At 39.6% G+C, this 25,884-nt stretch carries 24 protein-coding genes and 1 pseudogene; 3 read left to right on the top strand and 22 right to left on the bottom strand.

What is annotated here, in order from left to right:
- Nucleotides 1-279: 279 nt before the first annotated feature.
- From FFM66_RS02355 to FFM66_RS02400, 10 genes are all read right to left on the bottom strand, one after another.
- Complete coding sequence (locus FFM66_RS02355; protein WP_048603295.1) at nucleotides 280-1,233, bottom strand: ABC transporter permease; 954 nt, start codon at nucleotides 1,231-1,233, stop codon at nucleotides 280-282.
- Nucleotides 1,233-2,384, bottom strand: a complete 1,152-nt coding sequence (locus FFM66_RS02360; protein ID WP_171000778.1) for an ABC transporter permease — start codon at nucleotides 2,382-2,384, stop codon at nucleotides 1,233-1,235. Before FFM66_RS02360 ends, FFM66_RS02355 begins: the two co-directional genes overlap by 1 nt.
- The gene (locus FFM66_RS02365; RefSeq protein WP_137604973.1) at nucleotides 2,377-3,918 is read right to left on the bottom strand and encodes an ABC transporter ATP-binding protein; all 1,542 of its coding nucleotides are present in this window, start codon (nucleotides 3,916-3,918) and stop codon (nucleotides 2,377-2,379) included. Before FFM66_RS02365 ends, FFM66_RS02360 begins: the two co-directional genes overlap by 8 nt.
- 210 nt (nucleotides 3,919-4,128) lie before the next feature.
- Nucleotides 4,129-5,235, bottom strand: a complete 1,107-nt coding sequence (locus FFM66_RS02370; protein ID WP_048603293.1) for a BMP family lipoprotein — start codon at nucleotides 5,233-5,235, stop codon at nucleotides 4,129-4,131.
- Between the two features lie 65 nt (nucleotides 5,236-5,300).
- Nucleotides 5,301-5,699: a cytidine deaminase gene (locus FFM66_RS02375; protein WP_082147224.1), complete on the bottom strand. Its 399-nt coding sequence runs from the start codon at nucleotides 5,697-5,699 to the stop codon at nucleotides 5,301-5,303.
- 21 nt (nucleotides 5,700-5,720) lie between these two features.
- On the bottom strand, nucleotides 5,721-6,383 hold the full coding sequence (gene deoC / locus FFM66_RS02380; RefSeq protein ID WP_048603291.1) for a deoxyribose-phosphate aldolase: 663 nt from the start codon (nucleotides 6,381-6,383) through the stop codon (nucleotides 5,721-5,723).
- An 11-nt stretch (nucleotides 6,384-6,394) separates the two neighbouring features.
- Nucleotides 6,395-7,696: a pyrimidine-nucleoside phosphorylase gene (locus FFM66_RS02385; RefSeq protein WP_137604918.1), complete on the bottom strand. Its 1,302-nt coding sequence runs from the start codon at nucleotides 7,694-7,696 to the stop codon at nucleotides 6,395-6,397.
- Between the two features lie 126 nt (nucleotides 7,697-7,822).
- Nucleotides 7,823-8,839 (bottom strand): LacI family DNA-binding transcriptional regulator, encoded by a 1,017-nt coding sequence (locus FFM66_RS02390; protein WP_137604919.1) that lies wholly within the window; start codon nucleotides 8,837-8,839, stop codon nucleotides 7,823-7,825.
- A gap of 146 nt (nucleotides 8,840-8,985) precedes the next feature.
- A complete protein-coding gene (locus tag FFM66_RS02395; protein ID WP_137604920.1) occupies nucleotides 8,986-9,588 on the bottom strand; it encodes a class I SAM-dependent methyltransferase in 603 nt (200 codons plus the stop codon).
- A 4-nt stretch (nucleotides 9,589-9,592) separates the two neighbouring features.
- Entirely contained in the window at nucleotides 9,593-10,165 is a 573-nt protein-coding gene (locus FFM66_RS02400) for an SGNH/GDSL hydrolase family protein (RefSeq protein WP_137604921.1), read from the bottom strand.
- A 178-nt stretch (nucleotides 10,166-10,343) separates the two neighbouring features.
- Here FFM66_RS02400 and coaA point away from each other — a divergent pair, with 178 nt between their 5' ends.
- Nucleotides 10,344-11,267 carry a type I pantothenate kinase gene (gene coaA / locus FFM66_RS02405; protein ID WP_137604922.1) on the top strand — a complete coding sequence of 308 codons (924 nt, stop codon included), beginning with the start codon at nucleotides 10,344-10,346 and terminating at the stop codon, nucleotides 11,265-11,267.
- A 60-nt stretch (nucleotides 11,268-11,327) separates the two neighbouring features.
- Complete coding sequence (gene guaA / locus FFM66_RS02410) at nucleotides 11,328-12,893, top strand: glutamine-hydrolyzing GMP synthase (protein WP_137604923.1); 1,566 nt, start codon at nucleotides 11,328-11,330, stop codon at nucleotides 12,891-12,893.
- Between the two features lie 67 nt (nucleotides 12,894-12,960).
- Here the strand turns inward: guaA and FFM66_RS02415 are convergent, their stop codons facing one another.
- The 4 genes from FFM66_RS02415 to FFM66_RS02435 all read right to left on the bottom strand — a co-directional run bounded on the left by FFM66_RS02415 (nucleotide 12,961) and on the right by FFM66_RS02435 (nucleotide 15,526).
- Nucleotides 12,961-14,154 carry a site-specific integrase gene (locus FFM66_RS02415; protein ID WP_137604924.1) on the bottom strand — a complete coding sequence of 398 codons (1,194 nt, stop codon included), beginning with the start codon at nucleotides 14,152-14,154 and terminating at the stop codon, nucleotides 12,961-12,963.
- Between the two features lie 26 nt (nucleotides 14,155-14,180).
- The gene (locus tag FFM66_RS02420; protein ID WP_000633909.1) at nucleotides 14,181-14,381 is read right to left on the bottom strand and encodes a DUF3173 domain-containing protein; all 201 of its coding nucleotides are present in this window, start codon (nucleotides 14,379-14,381) and stop codon (nucleotides 14,181-14,183) included.
- Nucleotides 14,382-14,876: 495 nt separating this feature from the next.
- Nucleotides 14,877-15,107: a helix-turn-helix domain-containing protein gene (locus tag FFM66_RS02430; RefSeq protein WP_000845144.1), complete on the bottom strand. Its 231-nt coding sequence runs from the start codon at nucleotides 15,105-15,107 to the stop codon at nucleotides 14,877-14,879.
- Nucleotides 15,104-15,526 carry an RNA polymerase sigma factor gene (locus FFM66_RS02435; protein WP_000804878.1) on the bottom strand — a complete coding sequence of 141 codons (423 nt, stop codon included), beginning with the start codon at nucleotides 15,524-15,526 and terminating at the stop codon, nucleotides 15,104-15,106. The genes FFM66_RS02430 and FFM66_RS02435 overlap by 4 nt, the downstream gene beginning before the upstream one ends.
- Before the next feature lie 531 nt (nucleotides 15,527-16,057).
- On the opposite strand from FFM66_RS02435, the gene FFM66_RS02440 reads away from it, so the two are divergent.
- Nucleotides 16,058-16,411 carry a helix-turn-helix transcriptional regulator gene (locus tag FFM66_RS02440; RefSeq protein WP_001227349.1) on the top strand — a complete coding sequence of 118 codons (354 nt, stop codon included), beginning with the start codon at nucleotides 16,058-16,060 and terminating at the stop codon, nucleotides 16,409-16,411.
- Between the two features lie 57 nt (nucleotides 16,412-16,468).
- On the opposite strand, the gene FFM66_RS02445 is transcribed toward FFM66_RS02440, so the two are convergent.
- The 8 genes and pseudogenes from FFM66_RS02445 to FFM66_RS02485 form a co-directional block, all read right to left on the bottom strand.
- The gene (locus FFM66_RS02445; RefSeq protein WP_001803271.1) at nucleotides 16,469-16,636 is read right to left on the bottom strand and encodes a cysteine-rich KTR domain-containing protein; all 168 of its coding nucleotides are present in this window, start codon (nucleotides 16,634-16,636) and stop codon (nucleotides 16,469-16,471) included.
- A gap of 118 nt (nucleotides 16,637-16,754) precedes the next feature.
- Nucleotides 16,755-18,674 (bottom strand): tetracycline resistance ribosomal protection protein Tet(M), encoded by a 1,920-nt coding sequence (tet(M), locus tag FFM66_RS02450; protein WP_000691737.1) that lies wholly within the window; start codon nucleotides 18,672-18,674, stop codon nucleotides 16,755-16,757.
- Between the two features lie 15 nt (nucleotides 18,675-18,689).
- Nucleotides 18,690-18,737: pseudogene (locus FFM66_RS11530) on the bottom strand (hypothetical protein); the annotation flags it as partial.
- A 313-nt stretch (nucleotides 18,738-19,050) separates the two neighbouring features.
- The gene (locus FFM66_RS02465; RefSeq protein WP_000584387.1) at nucleotides 19,051-19,980 is read right to left on the bottom strand and encodes a conjugal transfer protein; all 930 of its coding nucleotides are present in this window, start codon (nucleotides 19,978-19,980) and stop codon (nucleotides 19,051-19,053) included.
- Between the two features lie 16 nt (nucleotides 19,981-19,996).
- Complete coding sequence (locus FFM66_RS02470) at nucleotides 19,997-21,019, bottom strand: bifunctional lytic transglycosylase/C40 family peptidase (RefSeq protein ID WP_000768374.1); 1,023 nt, start codon at nucleotides 21,017-21,019, stop codon at nucleotides 19,997-19,999.
- The gene (locus tag FFM66_RS02475; RefSeq protein WP_000192390.1) at nucleotides 21,016-23,043 is read right to left on the bottom strand and encodes a CD3337/EF1877 family mobilome membrane protein; all 2,028 of its coding nucleotides are present in this window, start codon (nucleotides 23,041-23,043) and stop codon (nucleotides 21,016-21,018) included. The genes FFM66_RS02470 and FFM66_RS02475 overlap by 4 nt, the downstream gene beginning before the upstream one ends.
- Complete coding sequence (tcpF, locus tag FFM66_RS02480) at nucleotides 23,040-25,493, bottom strand: conjugal transfer ATPase TcpF (RefSeq protein WP_000941001.1); 2,454 nt, start codon at nucleotides 25,491-25,493, stop codon at nucleotides 23,040-23,042. Before tcpF ends, FFM66_RS02475 begins: the two co-directional genes overlap by 4 nt.
- Nucleotides 25,477-25,872, bottom strand: a complete 396-nt coding sequence (locus FFM66_RS02485; RefSeq protein WP_000723886.1) for a conjugal transfer protein — start codon at nucleotides 25,870-25,872, stop codon at nucleotides 25,477-25,479. The genes tcpF and FFM66_RS02485 overlap by 17 nt, the downstream gene beginning before the upstream one ends.
- Nucleotides 25,873-25,884: the final 12 nt, after the last annotated feature.

Here is a 25,884-nt window from a genome sequence, read left to right on the forward strand (position 1 = left end):
GCATACCGTGCAACTAGTTTCTTCTTTAAAGTTGCACTTGCAATCCTCTACTCTATCTTGCTCTGCAAGCCAATCGCAGTGATTCGAATGAAGGTAACTACGCTCTTTTCATTCGCCTAGTACTGTTCGCTTCGCATACAGTGCAACTAATTTCTTCTTTAAAGTTGCACTTGCAATCCTCTACTCTGCCTTGCTCTGCAAGCCAATCGTAGTGATTCACAGCAAAAGGGCAGGACGAAGAAACATTGTCCCTTAGTCCCACCCTTGAATACGAATTGCTTATTTGGATTTGATATAATTTTTTCCGTTAGCTTTTGGTCCGGAGGCTTTGCCTAGGAAGATGACCAACACTAAAATCGTTAATACATATGGTGCTGCTTGTAAATAAACATCTGGGATTGAGGAAATCAGCGGCAGTTTTGAACCGGCGATACTGATGTTTTGCGCAAATCCGAAGAAGAGGGCTGCACCCATTGCACCTAATGGATTCCATTTACCGAAGATCATTGCAGCCATTGAGATAAATCCTTGTCCGGCAATCGTAGTTACCGCAAAACGACCAGAGATTGATTGGGCAAATAATGCGCCCCCCATTCCTCCTAGAAAACCAGAAATCAAAACGCCGGCGTAACGCATTGCATAAACATTGATTCCCAACGTATCTGCTGCTTGAGGATGTTCTCCCACAGAACGCAAACGCAAACCAAATTTTGTTTTAAAAATAATGAACCAAGCAATCACTGAAATCAAAATTGCTACATAAGCTGGCAATAAAGTATCCGTGAAGAAAATACGACCGATGATTGGGATGTCCTTCAAAATAGGGAAACTATAGTAGCCAAAAATTTCCGTGATATTATCCGTTTGACCTTTGCCATAAATCGCCTTGACTAAGAAAATTGCTAAGGCTGGCGCCATCAAGTTCATTACGGTCCCACTGATAATATGATCTGCTCGGAAATTGATTGTAGCTGCTGCGTGGAGGATTGAAAAAATCATTCCCACAACACCGCCGACCAACACACCAACCCATGGTGTCCACGAGCCTAATTGATCCGCCATTTCGATGTTGAAAACAATCGCGGCAAAAGCTCCCATAACCATGATTCCTTCCAAACCAACATTGACGATCCCGCTTCGTTCTGAGAAAACTCCCCCCAAAGCCGTTAAAATCAATGGTGCAGCGTAAACCAACGTTTGGGTCACAATCGAGGCAATTAAATTAATATCCATTAGATAGCTCCCCCTTCTTTATCTTGGTCGCTAGGTTTTGCTTCTACTTCTTTTACAACGGCAACTTCTTTTTTCGTACCGAAAATTTTTGCCAAAGCAAAACGAATCACAAAACTGATTCCTACAAAGAAAATAATGATGGCGATATCCACGTCCACCAATTCAGACGGAATACCGGCAAATTGCATTCCTTGTCCACCAAGTTTCAAGACACTGAACAACAATGCAGATAACAAGATTCCGATTGAGCTGCCGCTTCCCAACAAGGAAACCGCCATTCCATCAAATCCAATACTCAAAGAGGTTCCTTGAACAAAGAAGTTTTGGAAAGTTCCTAATCCTTGAACAACACCGCCAAGACCCGCCAACATTCCTGAAATAACCATCGAAACGATGATCGTTCGTTTGCTGCTCATACCGGCATATTCAGAGGCAAATGGGTTCAGCCCTACTGAACGGATTTCATATCCTAATGTTGTTTTCTTCATCAAGAACCAAACAAGAACGAGAAAAATAAGTGCTAAGAAAATACCCATATTTAGTCGTGAGCCATTACTCAATTGACTTAACCAAGATGCCCGCAATGATCCGTTGGCACCAATCATTTTGGTAACACCTTTATTGCTCATCAGATTTTCGTTCATCACATTATTTACAATATGAGTACTGGTATATAACAAAATGTAGTTCATCATAATTGTTACGATGACTTCACTGGTTCCAAATACCGCCCGTAAAATCCCGGGGATTGCTGCTGCAATCGCTCCAGAAACAGCGCCGGCAATAATCGCTAAAGGCAATACAACAGCTTTTGGTGCATCCGGCATCGCTAGTGCGACCCAAATACTTGCTACCCAACCGCACAACGCTTGCCCAGAAAGCCCGATATTGAAAAAACCGGCTGAGTTAGCGACAGAAAAGCCTAATGCGGTAAAAATCAGCGGTCCGGCTGTAACAAAAATTTCACCGATATTTTTAGGATTTAATGCTTTCGTCTGAGGATTTAAAAAGACGGTTTCAATCATTCGTTGATACCCGGCAATCGGACTGTAACCAAATGCCGCCATAATGATTCCACCAATCAAAAAGCCCATTAAAACAGCGATGACCGGGACAAGAATATTTCTAATTTGTTCTGAACGTTTATTCAACTGGCTCACCCGCTTCCGCTTTTTCTAATTCTGCACGAGCTTCTTCTAAGGAATATCCTGCCATCAATAAGCCCAATTCATTTTCGGTGGTTTCTTTCGGATCAACAACTCCGACGATTTCTCCGGCATGAATAACTGCAATGCGGTCAGAAACATTTAAAATTTCTTCCAATTCAAAACTGATTAGTAGAACGGCTTTAAATTTATCACGTTGTTCAATCAACCGTTTATGGATAAACTCGATTGCTCCCACATCCAGCCCTCGAGTAGGATTGGCAACGACCAGCAAATCAGGATCACGATCAACTTCTCGAGCGATGATAGCTTTTTGCTGATTTCCGCCAGATAGCGCTTTGGCTGGGACTAATTCGTTGGTTGTCCGAACATCAAATTCGGCAATCAAGTCACGTGCCTTTTCATTCATTTCACCATAATCCAGCACACCATGTTTGCTGATTGGTTCACGATAATAGGTTTGCATCGCCATATTTTCTGACAAAGTCATTTCTAAAACTAAACCGTACTTGTGACGATCTTCCGGTACGTGACCGACGCCACTTTCCGTGATTTGTCTTGGTTTTTTATTGGTGATGTCGTCTCCATTGAGCTTGATCGTGCCACTTTCAACTTTTCGCAGTCCTGTCAATGCCTGAACCAGTTCTGACTGACCGTTTCCATCAATTCCGGCAATTCCTAATACCTCACCAGCACGAACTTCCAAACTCAGGTTCTTCACTGCTTCCAAACCACGGCTTTCCTTTACAACCAACTGATCAATTGCCAACACAACTTCTTGCGGATTGGCTTCTTTTTTCGGTGTTTTAAAGGAAACTGCCCGACCGACCATCATATCCGCCAATTGTTGAGAAGTCACATCTTTCACATCAACAGTACCGATACCTTTTCCGCGACGGATAACCGTACAGCGATCAGCAACTTTTTTGATTTCATCTAATTTATGGGTAATTAAAATAATCGATTTACCTTCTTTGACCAGTCCCTGCATGATATCGATTAATTCTTCGATTTCTTGCGGCGTCAATACTGCAGTTGGTTCGTCAAAGATCAAAACATTAGCACCACGGTATAAAGTTTTCAAAATTTCTACCCGTTGCTGCATCCCCACGGAGATATCCCGAATGTACGCATCTGGATCAACGGAAAGCTTGTACTTTTCAGAAACCCGTTTGATTTCTTCCCGTGCTTTTTTACGGTCGATAAACCCTAGATGACTCGGCTCACTTCCTAAAATAATGTTTTCAGTGACCGTAAACGCATCCACTAACATGAAATGCTGGTGGACCATCCCGATTCCCAGTTTATTGGCAGCCGTCGGACTTGTGATGGCAACTTTTTTGCCATCCATAAAAATGTCGCCGGAAGTTGGCTCCAATAAGCCTGACAAGACATTCATCAAGGTCGATTTTCCGGCACCATTTTCTCCCAGCAGTGCGTGAATCTCACCAGGTCTTACCTTTAGGTTGACATCATCATTGGCCTTGAATGTCCCGAACGCTTTGGTAATGTGTTGCATTTCGATGACATAGTTCTCTTCTTGAGCCAAATTTTTCACATCCTTACTTTTTTCTCTATTCACAACGGTCAAACGTCTAATTTTTGGTTCGTTCTCAAGGAAAATAGTTTCCTTATGAAAAAGCGTTCCGCTCGTTCTTTCATAAAGAACGATTTTCATGAGAACTATGATCTTGCTTTTACAAGCAAGACCATAGATACACGTTGATTCTTAAGGTTTTTCTGGAACTTCAACTTTTCCATCGATAATTTCTTGTTTTGCCGTTTCAATGGCTGATTTTGCATCATCTGAAAGGTAGCCTTCTGTTAAATCAACACCGCCGTCTTTCAAACCGTAAATAAGATGTTCCCCACCAGGGAATTTATCTTCCAACGCACGCGTTGAGATATCTTGTACAGCTGCCCCTACTCCTTTAAGAGTAGAACATAAAGTGAAGTTATCGTCTTTGCCATCTGCTGTTTTGTATTTTCCTTCAGCATCTTGGTCGCTATCTACACCGATAACCCAAACTTTCTTTTCGTCGCCTTCATTTAGTTTTTGGTTGATAGCTTTTGCTTCTTGGAAGACACCCGCACCTGTACCGCCTGAAGCATGGAAAATCACGTCCGCGCCACCTTGGAACATTGCTGCGGCTAACGCTTTCCCTTTAGCAGGATCACCAAATGATGCAGCGTATTCAACGCTTACTTCAATTTCTTTGCCTAATTTTTTCGCAGTGTCTTCAACACCTAAAACGAATCCAGCTTCAAAACGGTCGATAACGACCCCTTCTTCACCACCGATAAAACCAACTTTGTCCGTTTTTGTCGTTTCAGCAGCCGCAACACCTGCTAGGTAAGAGGCTTCATTGTCTTTAAATGTTGCAGATACAACATTGTCTTTGTCAGGAATTTCTGAGTCGATGATCCCGAAGTTTGTATCTGGGTTAGCATCAGCTGCTGTTGCGATTGAATCTGCTAGCAAATAACCAATACCAAAGATGGTATGGAAACCATTTGATACAGCAGAGTCAATGTTTGTTGTGTATTCTGATGCATCATTTGATTGGATGTAGTCATATCCGCCAGTACCGCGAGCGATATCATGATCTTTCCCCCATGCTTGCAAACCTTCCCAAGCAGATTGGTTAAAGGAACGGTCATCAACACCACCGATATCGGTAACGATGGCTACACTGTGTTCAGCATCTGATTTGCCTTCTGTGTCGCCGCCGCCTGTTGAATCTGTTGATCCGCCGTTACCGCCGCCGCATGCGCCTAGAACTAATGCACTTGCTAAAGCGATTGTCCCAAGACCAAATAATTTTGCTTTTTTCATTTCTGTAAAACCCCCTAAAATAGTTTTTTATTTTTCAACAGCCATGATGACTGAATGAACCTAGGTTATAAATCTTTGTCTGTAAATGCGTAAGGTAGTAACCCTCTCACGGTCGTTTCTTTTGTCGCGCCATCATCGCCGACTAAAGTTACCGGCATCTCCGGGTCACAAAATTCTGCCATCACTTGGCGGCAAGCACCGCAAGGAGAAATAGGATGTGGGGTATGCCCCGCAACAACCAAATGGCTGAATTCCTTTTCGCCTTCAGAAACGGCTTTGAAAAAAGCGGTCCGTTCTGCGCAATTTGTCAAGCCAAACGAAGCATTTTCGATGTTGATTCCCTGATAGGTTTTTCCCTCTTTGGTTACTAGACAGGCCCCCACTGGAAAATGGGAATAAGGAACATACGCTTTGTCCAGTGCATCGGTTGCAATCTCAATCCATTCTTTCTTTGCTTCCATCATTTTCTCCTTCAATACATTTGTTTAATAGCCAGTACCCGTTGATCCAGTAACGATTGCCACACTGGCACTCACACCTAAACGGGTTGCTCCAGCTTCTACCATTGCCATTGCTTCTGCTTCACTGTGGATTCCGCCAGAGGCTTTCACACCCATTTCTGGACCAACCGTTTGACGCATCAAGCGAACATCGGCTGCAACTGCTCCCCCCGTAGAAAAACCAGTCGATGTTTTAACAAAATCGGCACCAGCCGCTTTGGCTAATTCACAAGCTTTTACGATTTCTTCGTTATCTAACAATGCTGTTTCAATGATGACTTTGACCAATGCACGATCTTTTGCCGCTTGAACGACTGCTTCGATATCGCTTTGTACTTTTTTGTATTGTTTTGATTTTAAAGCACCGATGTTGATGACCATGTCTACTTCATCTGCACCGTTATTGATAGCGTCGGTGGCTTCATAGGCTTTCACTTCAGAAGTGTTTGCCCCTAAAGGAAATCCGATTACCGTACATACTGCAATTGGTTCGCCGGCTAATTTTTCAGCGGCTAATTTTACCCAAGTTGGATTAATACATACAGAGTAAAAATGATATTTTTTTGCTTCCTCGATAATTCGCAATACGTCTTCTTCTGTTGATTCTGGTTTTAAAATTGTGTGGTCGATCATTCTGTTTAATTCCATTTTTTCCACTCCTATTCTGTTATTATATCATGGATCAATGGTGGTTCATCCCCATTTTCACCAATTTCGATATTTTCATACAGTAATTTTTCTACTTCGCTGATTGTTTCCCGATTGCTGTAAATCGTCAGCAGTGATTCGCCCTTTTTGACAGCATCGCCAATCTTCTTATGAAGCTTTAATCCAACTGCGTGATCAATGCTGTCTTCTTTGGTCTGACGACCAGCACCAAGCATCATCGCCGCAATCCCAATTTCATTGGCAATCAGTTTGGTAACTACTCCGTCTTTTAAGGCAGGCAATTCTATTTCATAGCTTGCTGTCAAAAGTTCTTCTGGATGATCGATTACCCGTGTATCTCCGCCTTGGTTGCGAACCATTTCTTTGAATTTTTCAAGGGCTTGCCCAGAGGTCAATGCTTCTTCCAACATCTTCCGTGCTTCTTCCAGATTTGCCGCTTTTTTCGCTAAAACTACCATTTGACTGCCTAATGCGTAACACATTTCCACCAAATCAGCCGGACCTTTGCCTTGCAACGTTTCGATTGCTTCCACGATTTCCAAACTATTTCCGATTGCTTCGCCTAATGGTTGAGACATATCAGAAACCACCGCCATGGTTTGCCGCTCCGCAAGTTTTCCGATTCGAACCATGGTATGCGCCAATCGCCGGGCATCTTCAATGTTTTTCATGAAGGCGCCGTCACCGGTAGTCACATCTAGCACGATGGCATCGGCTCCAGCCGCAATTTTTTTGCTCATAATCGAGCTGGCAATCAGCGGAATCGAATTAACGGTTGCTGTAACATCTCGCAAGGCGTAGAGTTTTTTATCCGCAGGGGCCAAATCACCGGACTGTCCAATGACTGCTACCTTGCTTTCGTTCACGATTTGGATAAAGCGTTCTTCTGAAATTTCTATTTTAAATCCTGGGATTGATTCTAATTTATCCAACGTACCACCGGTAAATCCCAATCCTCGTCCTGACATTTTCGCGACCGGCACGCCGACACTTGCCACTAACGGTGCTAAAATCAAGGTTGTGGTATCGCCTACGCCACCCGTTGAATGTTTGTCAACTTTAATTCCTTCGATTGAAGAAAGATCGATGACTTCCCCGGAATAGGCCATTGCCAACGTCAAGTTTGTGATTTCCTCATCCGTCATATCTTGATAGAAAATTGCCATTAATAACGCGCTCATTTGATAATCAGGAATCGTTCCCGCCGTATATTCAGTAACGATAAAATCAATTTCTTCTTTAGATAACACTTGACCGTCACGTTTCTTTTCGATCAAATCCACCATTCGCATTTTTTTGCCCCCTACTCTTCTTCTCTAGTATACAACAATATTTTATCCGGTAAACCACTTTAGTAAACTAGTTTACCTAATATATTCTTTTTGTTAAAACGCTTACAAAAGGACTATACAGGATTCTTATTCGGTTGTCAACACCGCTACGCTCTCACGAATAATTAATTTAGTATCGAACACTTTATTGGGTACCCGTTTTTCCGGGAACTCAATGGCATCTACTAAAAATTTTGCTGCGTGAAAACCAATGTCAAAACTCGGTTGAAAAACAGTCGTTAATGGCGGAATCACATACTCGGAAAGGCTGAGACCGTCAAACCCCACAACGGAAATATCCTCGGGAACTTTTTTTCCTAATTCGTAAATTGCTTGATAGCACCCAATCGCCATCGCGTCATTTCCGCAAAAAATCGCCGTAATCTCTTTTTGTTTCAATAATTCTTTAGCGGCTTGGTATCCGCCGTTTACAGTCAAACTGTCGGCAACGATATATTTCCCTTTGTAAGGAATGCCATGATCTTTCAAGGCGTGGCGATAACCGTTGTAGCGCTCTTCTAATTGGTAATACCCGGTGCTTTCCTTCAACATTCCAATATGGCGATGGCCGCTTTTTATGAGATACGAAACAGCTTGATAGGAGCCTTCGTAATCTTTGACAATCAATCGCCCACTTTCCCGCTGATTGATTCCCCGATCGATCAAAATCATCGGCATTTTATGATAAAACGGACTGCCCAACTCATAGCCTTCCGCTAATTTATTTGGGGTTGCCAGTAAAATACCATCCACTGAACGGTGACTCAATTCTTCGAGATAACTGATTTCTTTTTCCTGATCGTGCTGAGAATTGCAAAGAACAATCATGTACCCCAACGGATTGACGTAGCGCTCGACCCCTTCAACAATTTTGGAAAAGAAAAAATCCGTTACATCCGGTACGATCATTCCAATCGTTTTTGAATGACGATTAATCAAATTAGACGCAAAAAAATCCGGCTTGTACTGATACTTATTAACGATTTCCCAAACGCGTCGCCGGGTATCATCACTAAATCGCGTGCCTTTATTATTTAAAATCTGTGAGACCGTTGTTACGGAAACGCCTGCCATTTCGGCAATCTGTTTGATTGTTAATTTCATTGATTCACCCCTTTTCTTCACGCATTCAGTGTACCAAACTTCTTTCAAAAAAAATAGTTGCTTTTGAAAAGCAACGGGACTGTTGGCGTTGAAAACAAAATTACGTCAACAGTCCCTCAAAGTGTCCTTTCTGTCTTTTCATTGAGCTACTCTTTTACGCTTTGGATGATGTAATAGCCCTTATCTTTATGGATGATGGCCGCATTTCCAAAAACTTCGGTCATTTTTGCTTTGGCGCTGGGTGCCCCTTGTTTTTTCTGGATCACGATTGTCAAAGTTCCTGCTGGCTTCAACAGGTCATACGCTCCTTGTAAAATCTCGTGGACGACTTGCTTGCCGGCACGAATCGGCGGGTTACTGACAATGGCTGCGTAATCTGTTTGATGCAGTGTTTCATAAATATTTGATGAATGAATATCAACGGAATCGATGCCATTGCGCTTAGCATTTTCCTGGGCTAAATGGACTGCCCGTTCATTGATATCCACCATTTCTACCGGACGCTGAAAAGCGGCCGCCAAAGCCAAACCAATCGGTCCGTACCCACAGCCCACATCCAACAATGTCCCATCTGGCAACTCTTCTGCCGTCATCGCGTCAATCAGCACCCGTGACCCATAATCCACCGTTTTTTTTGAAAAAACACCGCTGTCGGTAACAAAGTGAAACAGCTTGCCTTTCAATTCAAATTCCCATTGATCAAAATTGTGCGCCGTGTCCGGACGCTCCGTATAGTAGTGATTGCTCATTTTTTTATCCTACCCATTTATTTTTTATATTACGAGCGATCAACGCCCCTAGTAATTCATACCCAAATTTTGACGGATGCAACCCGTCTTCTTGCAAATATTCTGTTGGCGCCGGATAAACCGTCATGTGGTGATACATATCGATGAAATCCACGGCGGTATTTGAAGCCACTTTTTTAGCCGTTGCGATATACGTTTGCAAAATTTCAGAATCTGCCTGTGTTTTCTTACGACTATCCACAAAGCTGGGACCAACAAAAATAACTTTTTCTGCTGGAAAAGCGGTGAGGATTTTTTGTAAATTTTGTTCATACTGCGTTTGATTGTCCCGCAGATTAATGGCATCATTGATTCCCACGTTTACGACGATACTATCCGGTTCTTCTTGCACAGCCAGCGAAAGTTCTGCCAAAGCAGACACAGTGGAGGCACCGCGTTTTCCAAGATTGACGACTTGAAAATCAGAAACGCCCATATTATTGAGGGTCTTTGCAATTGATGTATCTAAAAGAGTCGATTCTTTCCCTTCAAACAATCCGGCGGCAATGCTGTCACCGTAAATTACGATTTTTTTCATTTACTGCCTTCCTTTCTTTTGCTTTTATCTTAGCACGAAGACAATTTCCCTGCATTAATTTCCTGTTCCAAGTCATGTTGAAGGACTTTTTGTGTTAAAATATTCGCGAGTATGGGTAGTGAGAATCGGAAGGGCTTTGAAAAATCCTTTCCTTAGACGAACGAAGGAGCACCATTTAATGGATGATAAAATGAATTTTTACCGGATTCCCCGCGAACAGTGGCAAGGATTTTATACTAATGGCAACATGCCGCTGACACAAGCCGAGTTAGATAGCATCAAAAGTTTGAACGACCGCATTTCCATGCAGGATGTAGAAGATGTTTACATCCCGCTGTGCCATTTGATTCACTTATATATGAAAGAGTTTGAATCACTGACTTTAAGCAAAGGCTTATTCCTGCATCGCTACGTCAAAATGCCACCCTTCATTATTGGCATCGCCGGTTCTGTCGCTGTAGGAAAATCAACCACTGCCCGTTTAGTCCAAACATTATTGGATCGCTTATTTCCCCGCCGCAATGTACAACTAATTACAACAGACGGTTTTTTGTATCCAAATCATGTTTTAGAAGAACGGGACATCATGGATCGCAAAGGATTTCCCGAAAGCTATGACATGGAACATCTGATCCAATTTTTAAATGAAGTCAAGTCCGGTAAACCAAAAATCGATATTCCGATTTATTCTCATAGTGTGTATGATATTATTGAAGGCGAATATGAAACCATCGAACAACCGGACATTTTAATTGTTGAAGGGATTAATACATTACAATTACCGGCAAATCAACAAATTTATATCAGCGATTTTTTTGATTTTTCAATTTTTGTTGATGCCGAACCAAAACTGATTGAGCATTGGTATTTGGAACGGTTTGAACAGCTATTGGATACTGCTTTTCAAGATCCGGAGAATTATTATTATCAATTTGCCACTGGAGATCGCCAAGTTGCGTTGCAAATGGCAGATCAAGTGTGGAAAAATGTGAATTTGAAGAATTTAAAGGAGTATATCTTGCCTACTCGCAGCAGAGCCGATATAATTTTGCATAAAACCACGAAGCATTTGATCGATGAGATCTATCTTCGTAAATACTAAGCTGTTGAGAAAGAGTCATCTTTCATTCAATAAATCTAATAAGGAATAGAGGTAATCATTGTGACAAACGTTGACAATTTGCCAAACGTTGAAAAAATTATCGTACTTGACTATGGTAGCCAGTACAACCAGCTGATCACTCGCCGCATTCGTGAATTTGGGGTTTTCTCAGAATTATTAAGCCACCGAATCACCGCCGAAGAAGTCAAAGCCATGAACCCGAAAGGAATCATTCTTTCTGGTGGACCAAATAGTGTCTACGATCAAGACGCATTTGGTATCGATGAAGAAATCTTCAATTTAGGTATTCCAGTATTAGGTATCTGTTACGGAATGCAACTGATCACCTATAAACTAGGGGGAAAAGTTGAACCGGCAAAAAACCGGGAATACGGCAAAGCAGAGCTTGAAGTTCTTTCTGAAAATGCAGAATTATTCGCCTCTACACCAAAAAAACAAACGGTTTGGATGAGCCATGGTGATTTAGTTACGCAAGCTCCAGAAGGGTTTGACGTGGTTGCCACCAGCAAGGACTGCCCAATCGCTTCTATCCAAAACCATGAACGAAAAATGTACGGTATCCAGTTTCATGCCGAAGTTCGTCATTCAGAATACGGCAATGCTTTGTTGAAACACTTTGCCATTGACGTATGCCAATGCAAAGGCGACTGGAGCATGGACAATTTTATCGATATGCAAATTGCAAAAATCCGAGAACAAGTCGGCACAAAAAAAGTCTTGCTTGGTCTTTCCGGCGGAGTAGATTCCAGCGTAGTCGGCGTCTTGTTGCAAAAAGCAATCGGCGATCAACTGACGTGTATCTTTGTTGATCATGGTCTGTTGCGGAAAAATGAAGCCGATCAAGTAATGGAAAGCCTTGGCGGAAAATTTGGTTTGAATATCATTAAAGTGGATGCCAAAGATCGTTTCCTTAATAAACTAAAAGGCATTTCCGATCCTGAACAAAAGCGGAAAATTATTGGGAATGAATTCGTTTATGTATTTGACGATGAAGCAACCAAGCTAGCTGGAAAAGAAGGTGTCTCTTTCTTAGCACAAGGTACTCTTTACACCGACGTGATCGAGTCTGGAACCGAAACTGCTCAAACCATCAAATCCCATCATAATGTGGGAGGACTGCCTGAAGACATGCAATTTGAACTAATCGAACCTTTGAACACCTTGTTCAAGGATGAAGTTCGAGAATTAGGTACCCAACTTGGCATGCCTGATGCCATCGTTTGGCGCCAGCCTTTCCCAGGACCTGGTTTAGGTATTCGCGTACTTGGTGAACTGACCGAAGAAAAATTAGAAATCGTCCGTGATTCTGATTTGATTTTACGAGAAGAAATTGCTAATGCCGGTCTTGACCGTGATATTTGGCAATACTTCACTGTTCTGCCTGGTATCCGCTCGGTTGGTGTTATGGGGGATGGTCGTACCTATGACTACACGGTCGGCATCCGCGCAGTCACTTCCATCGATGGCATGACTGCTGACTTTGCCCGCATTCCGTGGGATGTCTTACAAAAAATCAGCGTCCGCATCGTAAACGAAGTCGCTCATGTAAATCGTATCGTGTATGATATTACAAGTAAACCACCTGCTACGGTGGAGTGGGAGTAGTTGTAGGAGAGCCAGAAATCCTTGTTTATCAAGGGTTTCTGGCTCTTCTTATTTTTTTACTGCACTTTTATTGCACTTTTTTCATTTCTTTGTTTCGCAAGTAGTCTACAGTAAATTGATTCTTTGGTGAAGTATCATAATTTTGTTTTGCTTCTTTAAAGGAAATGGCTCCATTTAATTTGTTAGCTACCTCAAAATTACTGTTAGGATAAAGATGTCCATACGTTCCTAAAGTCGTCTCAATATCTTCATGTCCTAAACGGTCTTTAATGATGAGTGGGTTTTCTCCCATACTGATTAACAAGGAAGCATGCGAATGCCGTAAACCATGAATTCTGATTCGATGAATACTAGCCAGCTTAGCATAGCGTTCAATAGCATGTGCTAGCGTATGTTTTTGGGTAGGAATACCGTTATAGCTCATTACAAAGTCTGTCTGAATTAGATTTTGTTGTGCTTTCTTCCATTCGGATAGATAATTTAGAGTACATTCATCTAATACAATATGACGAACACTCGCCTTTGTTTTTGGTTCAACAAATCTATAATCCGATTGATTCTTGTAATAAAGTGTTTTGTTGATGGTTAGTACTCCAGAGTCAAAATCAATATCTTCCCATTGAATGGCAGTAGCTTCACCAATTCGCATTCCAGTCATAAATAAAAACCACAGAGAGATAAATAAAAAGTGTTGATAGTAATCTTCTTTATAAATTAGAGAGATTACTTTTTCAAATTCTTCTTTTGTCCAAAATTCAATTTTAGACTTTTGCTTTTTCACATTGCCAATAATCTTAGATGGATTTGTGGTGGTTATCCCAAGGACAATTGCTCGATCCATAGCAACTGAAAATAGTCCTTGAACAGCTCTCACATAAGAAGACTTACATTTCTTTGATAATTTTAGTTGCCAATTTTGCACATCAATAGGCTCAATATCGGAAACAGCCATTTTATCAAAATAAGAGAAATGTTTCTTAATAGTTGGTAAGCGATTTTCATATGTTCTGAGCTTTACCTGTGTCTTATACCATGGAAGAAAAATTTCAAAGATATAATGATTAAACGTCATTTTATCCTTATTCTCACTTAATTCTTCTGGTTTCATCAGTAGTAGTTTTGAATATTCTTCTCTTGCTTCTTTTTTAGTAGTGAATCCACTAAGATATTTTTGAATTTTTTTTCCTTTAGAATCATAACCTAGATTTGCACGAAAATAATAGGTTCCATTCTTTGCTTTTTTTATTGGGTCTTTAACCATAGTTTTTACTCCTTACTGTGCAAAAACTACTCAGACCTGTTTTCATTTGAAAACCGAATTCCTAGAATTTCTTCAACAGCTTCACGAGGGACTCTATCTAACTTTCGAGATTGATAGTAGGTATGCCCTTTTGTAATCATCAATTCTTTTGCTTTTTTTATGATGTCTGCTGAAAAAGAAGTTCCATATCCTAGCTCAACTAAATCTTTTTTTGTGACCGTTATCATTATTACTCCTTTCCCATTATAGGCTAGGAAAACTCCAATATTCACCTATAATTATATCAAATATTTTTATGATAATACATTGACAAGAGAAGAATATCCCAGCAATCGAACAGCTCTAGCAAAGCTCACGGGCATTTCACCCCTGCATGATTTTCATGTAGCCGTACCCATTGTCTGCGACGCTACTAACGCTCGGACTGTGGCTATACGGGAGTATCATTATCACGATAAGAAAGTCATGGCAACAATCCTGCTAAAGATTGTTTACGAAGTTTTAACATGAATCGCTCGCTATCTTCATAGATCATGGCGTGTTAGTTCGTTGGCTCTTTTCTTATCGAAACGTATTCGATTGGCTTTATTCAATTGTCAAAGAACGTTTGGCTTGTTAGCCTATCAAAACATACTGAACATACAGTAGGCTTTGATGGAATAACAAACCTCCCAAATCGGGAAGCGTGGAACGGTTCAACACGCTTCCACGAAAAAATGAGATTATTTAATTTCGAACGCTAAAATCTTGGTGATGAGTTTTGTTTCCATTCTGCCACGTAGGGTTTCATCAATAACCATATGAGAATTGCCATATTCGTCTGTCATGCGACGCAAAGAACGTTTTGAGGTATACCCTCGATAATGTTTAACAATCTGATTAATTGCTTCCACGTCGCCATCTGTCGCCTTTACAATGAGGGGGAAGGGAACCCTTGGATAGGCTGTTTTCATTCTTTACACTCCTTCATGAATTCTTTAATCATGGCTAGTCCACTTATTCGATGACGATAAACTGTTGAACGATTTACATTTAGTAATTCTGCAATTTCCACATCACTCATATCCATAAAATAATGAAGTAAAATGATGTTCCGCTTGTTCTCTGGAAGGTGGCGTAAGGCTTCGCTTAACAAATCACTTTCAACATTGATTCTTAATCCATACAATGTGAATAGTTGAAAATCAGTGACATACGTATCAACCGTAGAAAAAGAGGTGACAAGGTAGTTATCTATTTCAGAAAATGAAACTTCTTTTTTGGACAGTCTGCTTAGATGTTTGAAATAATCTTTCCGTTCATCTTCAATGGCTTGTTTGCAGATATAGTCAAACTGATTTTCTATGGTTTCTTGAAAAGAAGATGGTTTCATGTTTTTCACCCCCTTTCTGTCGTGAAAGGGAGTGGCATGTACTTCTTTATCTCCCTTCATACTAAGTCCCGACACGAAAGGGGGATTTGTTGCATAAGTGAAGAAAAATCTTAAAAGATATTCACGAAGTAGCCAAAAAAACACATAAACAGATTGTTTTCTCTGTTCATGTGCTTCAATTGTTCTGTCTATACGATTTGTAAAACCACATTGATGGTCATATTTATCTAGTGTAGGTGGGTAAGTTTTTTTGATAAGAACCTAATTAAGAGAATTAGATAGTGACGTATCTTTTTCATGGCGACTGTGACCTCCATTCAGTCGCCAATTTTATCTACTTTTTAGCAGCATAACTAAATTTTATATAGTTGTATGGGTAAATAAAATCAGCGACCTTTCTATTTGAGATTGGATTTATCACATTCATAAGCATAATAGCGCTCTTAAAAGAACTCACAAACTACATAACACGTTTTTCTATACCTGTTTCCACTTGGATAGGAACAGTAAAATGTATAGAGGTGGTTTATTATGCGTAAAAAAGAAGATAAATACGATTTTAGAGCCGTTGGTCTAGCGATTAAAGAGGCTCGAATAAAACGTGGTCTCACCCGTGAACAAGTAGGAACAATCATTGAAATTGACCCACGTTATTTAACAAATATAGAAAATAAAGGGCAACACCCAAGTACACAGGTGCTTTATGATCTTGTATCATTACTCCATGTGTCTATTGATGAATTTTTCTTACCTACAGATAATTTGATAAAAAGCACTCGAAGGCTACAGATAGAAAAATACATGGATAGCTTTACAGACAAAGAACTATCCTTAATGGAAGCACTAGCAAAAGGTATCAATGAAGCAAGAAATATTGAAGGCTAGTCAGTAAAATTCAGATAAACAAAAAGAGCCGATAAGATGAGAGTTTCATTTCTCAAATTATCGGCTCTGCGTCTTGGCGTCTGGCTCTTTGATTGTTATTATATTCATTTTTTGAACATTAATTAAAGTTTCGTTCTTACATTTGGGGCAGTATAAAGGGAAATTTTTAAGTATAGTATCCACTCGTATTCGTAGTCTTGTTTTATTTCCACAAATAGGACACAATATCCACTTGTAGTTTATAATAACAATCTCCTCCTTTCCACTTTAATTCAAATCTATATTAAAGAATATTTCATCTTATTTAATAAGAAACCATATTTATATAACAACATAAAACGCACTAAGTTATTTTATTGAACATATATCTTACTTTATCTATCCGACTATTTAGACGACGGGTCTGGCAAACAGGTTCGCCAGTGGTAACCTGATATCCTTTTAGCTCTGCTAAACAAACACTAAGCCCATTTGTAAAAAAAGTTAAATCATTGCGATAATCTTGAATACATCGAGCAGGAATTTCTCCAATAATAATGACCTCATTATTTTTCAGTTGAGTATTTACGATATTTGCACAATATTTGGGAGCATCGTTATATGCCCGTGAAAGATATTCCTGTGGTGCATAAACTTTAAAACTAAGATATGGCTCTAACAATTCTGTTCCAGCTTTTCTAAAGGCTTGCTCCAGTACAATAGGAGTAAGCATCCGAAAATCTGCTGGAGTACTAACAGGGCTATAGTATAAACCGTACTTAAAACAGATTTTACAATCCGTCACATTCCAACCATATAATCCTTGTTCGCAACCATAGCGTATCCCTTCCATAACTGCATTTTGAAATGATTGATTTAAGTATCCAAGAGAAACCGAGCTCTCATACTGCATTCCACTTCCCAACGGAAGCGGTGATACAGATAAACCAATGGAAGCCCAGAAAGGATTTGGCGGCACTTCGATGTGAATGGTATATTCTGCATTTTTTAACGGTCTCTCCATATAAATGACTGTAGGCTCTTTTAGTTCTATCTCCACATGATACTTTTCTTGCAACAGTGCACTAATCACTTCCATTTGTACTTTCCCTAAGAAAGAAAGTATAATTTCATGTGTCGTAGAATCCACGTAATATCGTAGAAGCGGATCACTATCTGAGATTTCCAAAAGGGCATCAAGCAACATTTCTCTCTGTTCAGGTTTACTCGGTTCAACAGTTGTTTGTAGTAGAGGGTGCGGATTTTCAATCTTTTTTCTCTGTGGCAATAGTTTTGTATCTCCAAGAACACTATTTAACTTCAAAAACTCATTTTGCAAAATAACAATTTCTCCAGAATAAGCTCTATCAATCTTACATAATTCACCATTTATTGAAGTATACATTTCTGTAACTTTTATTTTTTCTTTTTCTGATACTCTAACCGAATCTCGTAAATGTAGTACTCCACTATAAAGGCGTATATATGCAAGACGTTGTCTTTTTTTTGTATATTCAATTTTGAAAACATTTCCGCAAAGTTCAGACGGACCTCGATGTGTTGATGAATAAAATTTATTAGTAATAACTTCTATAAGGTTATCAATCCCTATATTACTTTTTGCACTTCCATGATAAAGAGGGAACAGAGAACAATTCTGAAATCTTATGCTTTCCTCTTGTTCGAGTTCCAATGCTTCTAATGATTTACCGGACATATATTTCTCTAAAAGGTCATCGTTTCCCTCTATTACCGTATCCCATTGTTCAGATTCGGTAAAGTTCGTCACACACATATTAGGATACAGTTCTACCTTCTGTTTGATTACAATTTCGGCAGAAAGTTTCTCTTTAATATCCTGATAAACCGTTGATAAATCAATTCCATTTTGGTCAATCTTATTGATAAAAAAGATTGTGGGAATCCCCATTTTCCTAAGTGCATGAAATAATATACGAGTTTGTGCTTGTACGCCATCTTTTGCAGAAATCAGTAGAATTGCCCCATCTAAAACTGATAATGAACGATATACTTCTGCTAAGAAATCCATATGTCCTGGCGTGTCTATGATGTTCACCTTCGTATTTTCCCACTGAAAAGAGGTTATTCCTGTCTGAATTGTAATTCCTCTCTGACGTTCTAAAAGCGTATTATCCGTCCTCGTTGTACCTTTGTCCACGCTTCCTAATTCTGTAATCGCTCCACTGTTATATAATAAGCTTTCTGTTAAGGTAGTTTTTCCTGCATCAACATGAGCTAAAACTCCAATATTAATAATTTTCATGTGATTTTCCTCCATTCAAAAACCCAAAAGGGCATAAAAATCCCAGTGATAAATACTTTTATCACTGGGATTTTTATGCATAACCATAGGTATACAAAGCATACAGATATTCTCTGGATACTTTAGAATCACATGATAAAGGTATTCTTAAACTGGGTACAAAAAACTAAGCCCTCCTAAAAAAGGACATCTAATTATTTGTTCCCGCTATCAAATTGACAGTTTATTTAAGAATACCTTGCCGCATATTTATTAACTCCTTTTAAATAGTCACTTAAATAATAGCACGTAAGAGCATATTTGTAAAGGAATCTCCAATTTTTTATCAAAAAGAGTACATGATTACAAAGTATCTGTAATCATGTACCAATATTTGTTATTTTACAATCTTCCAATTATCTTGTTTTTCTAATATCAACTCAAATTGCGAGATTTGGGTTGCCTTTGTTTCTTGATCTAAATATTTCACAGCGACATTCACGATTACTTGGTTATCTTTTCTGGTAAAGATAGGATTCACCAATTCCTCGAAAACATATTCCTTGTTAATCATAGGTAACACATGATTACTTACATAGTAAGTCAATTCTTTTTCTGTGGCGGTAGGATAGAGCTGGAAGAACGTTTCTAAAAAGCTAGTGATTTCGTCCATCGTTTCTGTATCTACTGTATGGTCACTTTCTAGCTGTTTGGGTTGGTAGTCCGATTTTTGAGGTTTCTTACTCATTGTCGGATTTTTGATAATAACCATATTATCTGATTCATCTATATGGACAACCACATGAAAGCTAGACGATATAGTTTCCTTGTCTTTGTCTTCGGTAATAACTTGTTCAACAGAAAACAGTACCTCAAAGGTGTTCTCATTCACTTGAGAAACCTGCCACACCTGTATATCGTTCACACTAGAACTAGTAGGAATATCCTTACGAATCATTTCTTCATTTAATACCTGCAATTCTTCCGTCAAATAATGGGTCAATTTTTCATTTCGTTTATCAATGGCTTCTTGGGATTGTTGCCACGAAAAGTAGTCTTTCGCAAAGGATTTCACAAAACTTTCTACTTGGTTGGTATCGACAATCTGCTGTTTAATGATTTCTGTTTCACGGACAGTATGAGTGTCAATGGCAGTAAAATTTTTATAGATTCCAAATCCGACACTACCAATCAATAAAACCCATAAAACAAAGGTTAATTTCTTATGCGTGCCAACTTTAATCATCGGAACTTTTCTTTGCTTGCTCGGTTTTTTAGATTTCTTTGGTTTCTCCTTCTTTTCTTTTCGCTCGATTTTTATAATCATTTGATTCATTCCTTTCTTAGTTATGAATAACACGTCTAGCCCCAATCAGATGGTCTTGCCAATAACGACTGCTTAAGTCGCCATAACCGATTGGGTCGCCTGCATGATAAAAGCGATTTCCCTCTAAATATATCGCCACATGAGTCACATATGTGCCTGCATTATAGGTTGAATGAAAGAAGATAAGGTCGCCTGCTTGGGCTTCTTCCATAGAGATTTCTTGCGTAGCGTCATACTGATCTTGGGCGACACGAGGGAGAGAAATGCCAGCTTTGTCATACACCCATTGTATTAAGCCACTACAATCAAAAGAGGTGGTAGGCGACGCCCCTCCAAAGACATAGGGAAACCCTTCGTATTTCAAGGCTTCGTCCATAATGACTTGCACGGTTTCATCATCAAATTCTGTTGGGGAAGTGTCGGTTAGGTATTGTGAAACCAACTGAACATAAAACTGATTTCCATAGTTATATCGCCAACCACCATTCACAGGTATGGCTATGGGATTGGGATAGTCTGCTTTTTGACCACCCGACTTCTCTTTAGAAAACTGTTCGGCTAATTCATAGGTATATTTTTTCCCATGACTCCTCACATAATTTAAAAAGCCACCGCCATAATTATAAGATTGGATAACAGAATCTATATCCACTCCTTGTTGTTCTGCACTGGTTAATAATTCACTGAAATATTTAACCCCTTGTTTGATGGACTCTTCGGTACTCAAACTGTTGGGCGGTAAACCCAAAGATTCGGAACTTTGCATAACATCTTCTGCTGTACCGCCCGATTCCACTTGCATAATGGCTAAGATATAAGAAACATAGTCTTCAATCCCATATTCCTTACCATATTTTTCAATCAACGGACGGTGTGCCAACACTTCTGGTGAAACGGTCACACCGCCTTGTGAAATAGAAGAATCCTTGTTGTTTTCGCCACTGTCCGTATCATCTGCAAAGAAAATGACTAGGAATAATAAGAGAAAAAAGAAGAGAGAGAAGACCACACTACAAATCACTGTTATTTTTAGCTTCATGTTTGTTGTCCTCGCTTATCCGTTCTTTTATTTAGCTTCCTCTGATTGAATTGCTTCGGTGGTGTCTTTTGTTTTTGCTCTTTTTTCAATGGTCGCTGATGATTTTCACGTTTAGTGTTTTGTGACAAAACAGGCGTGACGGTTTGCTGACGCTTGCGAACATGCTGCTGGTTATTCTGAACAGGAGATGATGGGTTTTCTTTTCGTCTTTTTTCTTTTGCTTTATCCAGCTCCAAACGCTTTTGAGCAATGTTCTTTCGTTTTTGCTCCTGCTGGTTCATACGCTGTTGTTTGCGTTGAGCTTTGGTATCTGCCATAGATTGTTTAAAGTCTGTTACATTATGAGTGACATTCTCTTTTCCTTGATGAAGGGCATATTTGACATGGGTTGGTGTCGCCTGTATCTGTTGTTTAGCCTGCTTTCTTTTATTGACTAGACGATTTTTCGTGTCCAATACATGGGCTGTCTTTTCACCTAATCGTTGCCCGATACCGCCTTGTTGCTTTTTCACATTGGAAAGTGCTGTTTCTTTCTTTGGTGTAGTCCGTTCATTTTGACGAGTATGGTTAGCTTTATTGGTTTGATTCTGCTTTGTTGTCATTGTCTTTTGCTTCGTTGACCCTGCTTTTCCACGAAAAATCTTACTCATACTGCGTTGAAATCTTCTGGTTTGTCGATTCATCATTTGACGAGGTCTGCGAAACACTTGTCTGCCCATGTTTTGAGAGTCGTTGCTTTGTAAAGAGAATAGGCTCATTAAATCGCCCAGTTTAAAATAAATCCCTGCAAAGGTCACAATTTGTAAAAACATAATCATGAAAAAGGGAGAACTTGCTGACAGCGAATAAAGCATAGTGGAAATACTAAAGGCAACGGTAATAATCAAGGTAATACCAGCCCTTGTCATAATCACATTAAATAACTTGGTAATGGCATGCCTGCCCATGCCATCAAAACTCGGCAACATACTTAATAGGAAACTGATTGGCAAAAACATAGCGAAAATAATAAATAGCACTTGCGAAAAAATCATGATTCCTGTTAGAAGGAAAACAAAAATCGAGATACCAATATTGAATACAAACAAAAAGAAGACCGTTCCTAATCGGGAAATGGTCTTCGGGAGTGTTAAATAGGTATTGTCATGATCTTCAATTTCTTCAATCACTACATTTTCTCTATCTTCACCATTGTTTGTATCTGGACTGGTAGCCAATAACTTTTCCACACGGTCTTCACCTAAGGTTTCTATATCGGTTGAGCCATATTGAAGTAATAACCACGGTTGCTTGACTTGAACAGAAAATAGGCTATCACGTATCATATCCACACTGTCTTTGCCTTGACTATCCGTATCGGGAAGGACAATCTTTGTCCCAATATCTAAACTGGCAGTGCTCACATCTTTGGAAAAATCATTGATTTTCGCAATATAATCGGGAGCATACGCAATAAAGGAAGCTGATAGAATAAACACCACCACAAAATTTAACACAGCTCGTATAGCTTTGGTCGTTTCTCGTTTCACCAGTCCTGTATAGGCAACGTAGATTCCAACAATCAGAATAAAAAGAAGAAGGAAGCCGACATAAAAACCCGAACTGGAAAAGCCATTCGGTGTAATCCCTGCAATGGTCTGCATGTTCTCACCAATCGCTTGAGACGTTTGACTAATGAAATCCAAGGCGTAGGCTTCTTTGACCAAATAGCCTGTGGCGTTGGAAAGATAAAGAGAAATCGTCCAAATGAAATTGGTAATGGCATACAGTCCATACATCACTGATTGCCCTATGCCGTCACTCCAATTCCACGGCAGCCAGCCCCAGCTATTGTCCACATAATAATCAAGCTGATAATGATTTAAACCATACTTGGAATACTCGTTGCTTGTATCAATGGTTTCATCAACTAAGCCTGTTGCTTGTACTGCATTGCCCAGCGTGCCTAATAAAAGTAAAATAACGCCCACACAAAGGAGCGTTATCCAACTATAGTGAAGAAATTTCTTTTGTTTTTGTGTCATTTTTCCCCCTCATTTCGCACAGGCGGTCTGGTATCAAAGGCATGAAGCAACTCTTCAAAAATCGGGTGAAACTGCATAACCCCTACACGACCATAGATGTCTGAAACTAAACATTGTCCATTTTCTAATTCACGTAAGCGTTTCTGATTGTTTTCATCTTCCTTGTCCACGCCAAAAAATTCTAAGGTCTTTTTGATTTCCACTAGGTCAGTGGAACGAAAGGCGAATTTCAAGCCAATATTATTCTTCATCTTTTCATCTAGTAAATCGTCGGCGTTTTGAGTAACGAAATAGACCCCTGCATTCATGGCACGCCCTGCCCGAACTAAACGCATAGATAGAGCTTTTCCTTGTGCCACTTGTAAAAAACTCCAAGCTTCATCAAGGTCAACAATTTTAAAAATGGAACGGTCAGAGTGGATAAAGTCTAAAGCAAAGGTACTAATGACAATCAGCATTGCCACACTTAATAATTCCATGGTGGTGTATTCTTCAAAAGAGCTATTGGAATCGGGTAAGACCAAATCTGCCACTTGAATAATATTGAGTTGTTTTTCCAAGCTAATGGATTGGGTGACATTGCCATCACTGAATAACAGATGGGCAAAATCATAATCGACAAAGCTTTCGATATGGTCAGCAATACTATTGCTGATGGGTGTATCTTCTTTTCGCAATTCATCAATCACCAATAACAACCCTCGTTGTTCGCTTTGAGTGACACTCCGAATCGCTTTACGCAGGACAGGAAACTTCTCGCTATCTCGGCTGGAAATGCCTGTTAAGAACGTGAGAATATCAATGGCTAGGCTTTCTGAATCTTTCGGGAGTTTTAAGATCACATAAGGGTCAAGTAACCCTTTATTGTCGTTCTCACTCGTGAGATTAACGATATTGATTTCATGGGCAATATCAGGTAAGGTTTCTTTCCATTTGCCACGTTCAGCTTTTGGGTCTACAATGATTGCCTGTCCGCCAAAGAGTACCGAATAATAGACCAGCATATTGTTAGAGAATGATTTTCCGCCACCTAATGAACCAATAAAAGCAGACGCTAACGCATTCGTCACAGAGCCTTTAATTCCTTGACTTGCAAGGCTGGGTTGGAGATAAATATTTCTGCCTGTATCGAGATTGTAACCGACGTAAATACCAGAATTTTCACCAAGCATTTGTGTAGCTCCGAAACCAAGACCAGCCAAAAAATCCGACGTGACATATTGAATATAGTCATTGATATATCGCTTGCTTGAGGGAATAAATTCATTATGCAAGCCTAGCATATCGCCAAAAGGTCGTACTAATTTGATAGACAAATCATCATAAAAATCTTTTACTTCATCACAACGTTGTTTCAACTCGTCCAGATTTTTTGCCGATACCCGTACCACATAGCTTAGTTTGTACATGGATTCTTTGGTTTGGTCTAGGTTGGTTTCTAATTCGTCGACAGATTCTAAAGCGTCCACCACATTGGTACTGGTTTCATTGTCGCTTTCCCATGCGTGACTATCCAAGTCTTTCAATTCTTTCTTTTTGTTGCGAACGGTAGACAGAGCTTTTTTATTAGCAACAATTTCAACATTCATGCTGGTATCAATCGGGAAAGTGAACTGTTGTTGCTGGTAATAAAAAATCTCACTATTGGGGAAATCCAATTCGCCGACGATACTGTTAATCGTAAAATACGCCACATAAGTGGTAGTATCTTCCTGTTCCATCCGTAAGTAGCGTTGCTTTTCTTCGATTAAACAGCGAGTGGGTTTAATAATATCGTATTTCTTTACCAACACTTTTTTATCTTCATATCGTTTGGGTAAATGGTAGTCGTAGTCATCAAAAGGAATCCCTGTTTGACCGTAAAGGTGGGCAATGATATACCCAAAATCATCTTTCCCCAATGGGCGAATGTGAAAGCGTCTGGATAATTTACTTTCTAATAACTGTTCCATTTTAGAAAAGCGTTCGATTTCTGACATAGGCATAGAAACAAAATCGCCCATCAACTTGTGATTCACGCCATGAAAGAATTCCGCAAATGCTTTTTGAATGTCTTTGCCAATATTTTTGACCGATACTTCCTGTTCATTCAGCAAGAGTTTAAAACCAATAAAAAAGCGATAGTCCACTTGATTGTCACCAATCATAGAAACTAACGCTTCGGTCTGTTCATCTATTTTTTCGTAAGCTATCTCTTTTAATCGTCCAGTGATTTCTTTTTTCGATTGTTCCTGTGTCGCTCGAATACTTGATTCGGTTGCTAGTTGCAGGGCATGAATCTTACCATCACGATTTTGGGCAATCAATTGACGGAAATTATCATGAACTTGAACTTTTTCATCGGAACTTAAAAAACTGTAATTATAGGGAATTAATTCATAATAAGCAAATACTTCGCCATCATGATTAAATACGAGATTATCTTCGATATATTTAATGGGGTGTGCCATTTAATTGTTCACTCCTTACAATCGTGATTGATTCATTCATTTTTTCTTTATTTAATCGTATTTGTTTGCCAGCATAGGTTATTTTAGGGCGTAGAGCATAGGTAATAATAGATTTTAAAAATCCATAGGGTTTCTTCCCGTCAAAGGTTTTTTGACACATGAACCAAGTGAGGACAACGGGAATCCCTAAGTATTTGAGTAGTGCTCCGTCAATCAAGGAAAGTGGTGGTAAACTGCCAAAGATTATAACGACAAACAAAGAAACGATAAACCATGTCATTTGTGTAAAGGTTATGGGAAAAGGGAGTTGTAAATCATTAATTGCATAAATCACTTTTTCTACTGACCAAATACTGGTGTAACTTCTTATTTTTTTCATGTCTTCACGTCC

Origin of the sequence: Enterococcus songbeiensis (genome assembly GCF_005405265.1) — a bacterium.
GTDB lineage: Bacteria > Bacillota > Bacilli > Lactobacillales > Enterococcaceae > Enterococcus_C > Enterococcus_C songbeiensis.

Coding starts and splice junctions, on each gene's coding strand:
- FFM66_RS02355 (WP_048603295.1), bottom strand. CDS start 1,233: ATGGATATTAATTTAATTGCCTCGATTGTGACCCAAACGTTGGTTTAC.
- FFM66_RS02365 (WP_137604973.1), bottom strand. CDS start 3,918: ATGCAACACATTACCAAAGCGTTCGGGACATTCAAGGCCAATGATGAT.
- FFM66_RS02370 (WP_048603293.1), bottom strand. CDS start 5,235: ATGAAAAAAGCAAAATTATTTGGTCTTGGGACAATCGCTTTAGCAAGT.
- FFM66_RS02375 (WP_082147224.1), bottom strand. CDS start 5,699: ATGATGGAAGCAAAGAAAGAATGGATTGAGATTGCAACCGATGCACTG.
- deoC (WP_048603291.1), bottom strand. CDS start 6,383: ATGGAATTAAACAGAATGATCGACCACACAATTTTAAAACCAGAATCA.
- FFM66_RS02385 (WP_137604918.1), bottom strand. CDS start 7,696: ATGCGAATGGTGGATTTGATCGAAAAGAAACGTGACGGTCAAGTGTTA.
- FFM66_RS02390 (WP_137604919.1), bottom strand. CDS start 8,839: ATGAAATTAACAATCAAACAGATTGCCGAAATGGCAGGCGTTTCCGTA.
- FFM66_RS02395 (WP_137604920.1), bottom strand. CDS start 9,588: ATGAGCAATCACTACTATACGGAGCGTCCGGACACGGCGCACAATTTT.
- FFM66_RS02400 (WP_137604921.1), bottom strand. CDS start 10,165: ATGAAAAAAATCGTAATTTACGGTGACAGCATTGCCGCCGGATTGTTT.
- coaA (WP_137604922.1), top strand. CDS start 10,344: ATGGATGATAAAATGAATTTTTACCGGATTCCCCGCGAACAGTGGCAA.
- FFM66_RS02415 (WP_137604924.1), bottom strand. CDS start 14,154: ATGGTTAAAGACCCAATAAAAAAAGCAAAGAATGGAACCTATTATTTT.
- FFM66_RS02420 (WP_000633909.1), bottom strand. CDS start 14,381: ATGATAACGGTCACAAAAAAAGATTTAGTTGAGCTAGGATATGGAACT.
- FFM66_RS02430 (WP_000845144.1), bottom strand. CDS start 15,107: ATGAAAACAGCCTATCCAAGGGTTCCCTTCCCCCTCATTGTAAAGGCG.
- FFM66_RS02435 (WP_000804878.1), bottom strand. CDS start 15,526: ATGAAACCATCTTCTTTTCAAGAAACCATAGAAAATCAGTTTGACTAT.
- FFM66_RS02440 (WP_001227349.1), top strand. CDS start 16,058: ATGCGTAAAAAAGAAGATAAATACGATTTTAGAGCCGTTGGTCTAGCG.
- FFM66_RS02465 (WP_000584387.1), bottom strand. CDS start 19,980: ATGATTATAAAAATCGAGCGAAAAGAAAAGAAGGAGAAACCAAAGAAA.
- FFM66_RS02470 (WP_000768374.1), bottom strand. CDS start 21,019: ATGAAGCTAAAAATAACAGTGATTTGTAGTGTGGTCTTCTCTCTCTTC.
- FFM66_RS02475 (WP_000192390.1), bottom strand. CDS start 23,043: ATGACACAAAAACAAAAGAAATTTCTTCACTATAGTTGGATAACGCTC.
- tcpF (WP_000941001.1), bottom strand. CDS start 25,493: ATGGCACACCCCATTAAATATATCGAAGATAATCTCGTATTTAATCAT.
- FFM66_RS02485 (WP_000723886.1), bottom strand. CDS start 25,872: ATGAAAAAAATAAGAAGTTACACCAGTATTTGGTCAGTAGAAAAAGTG.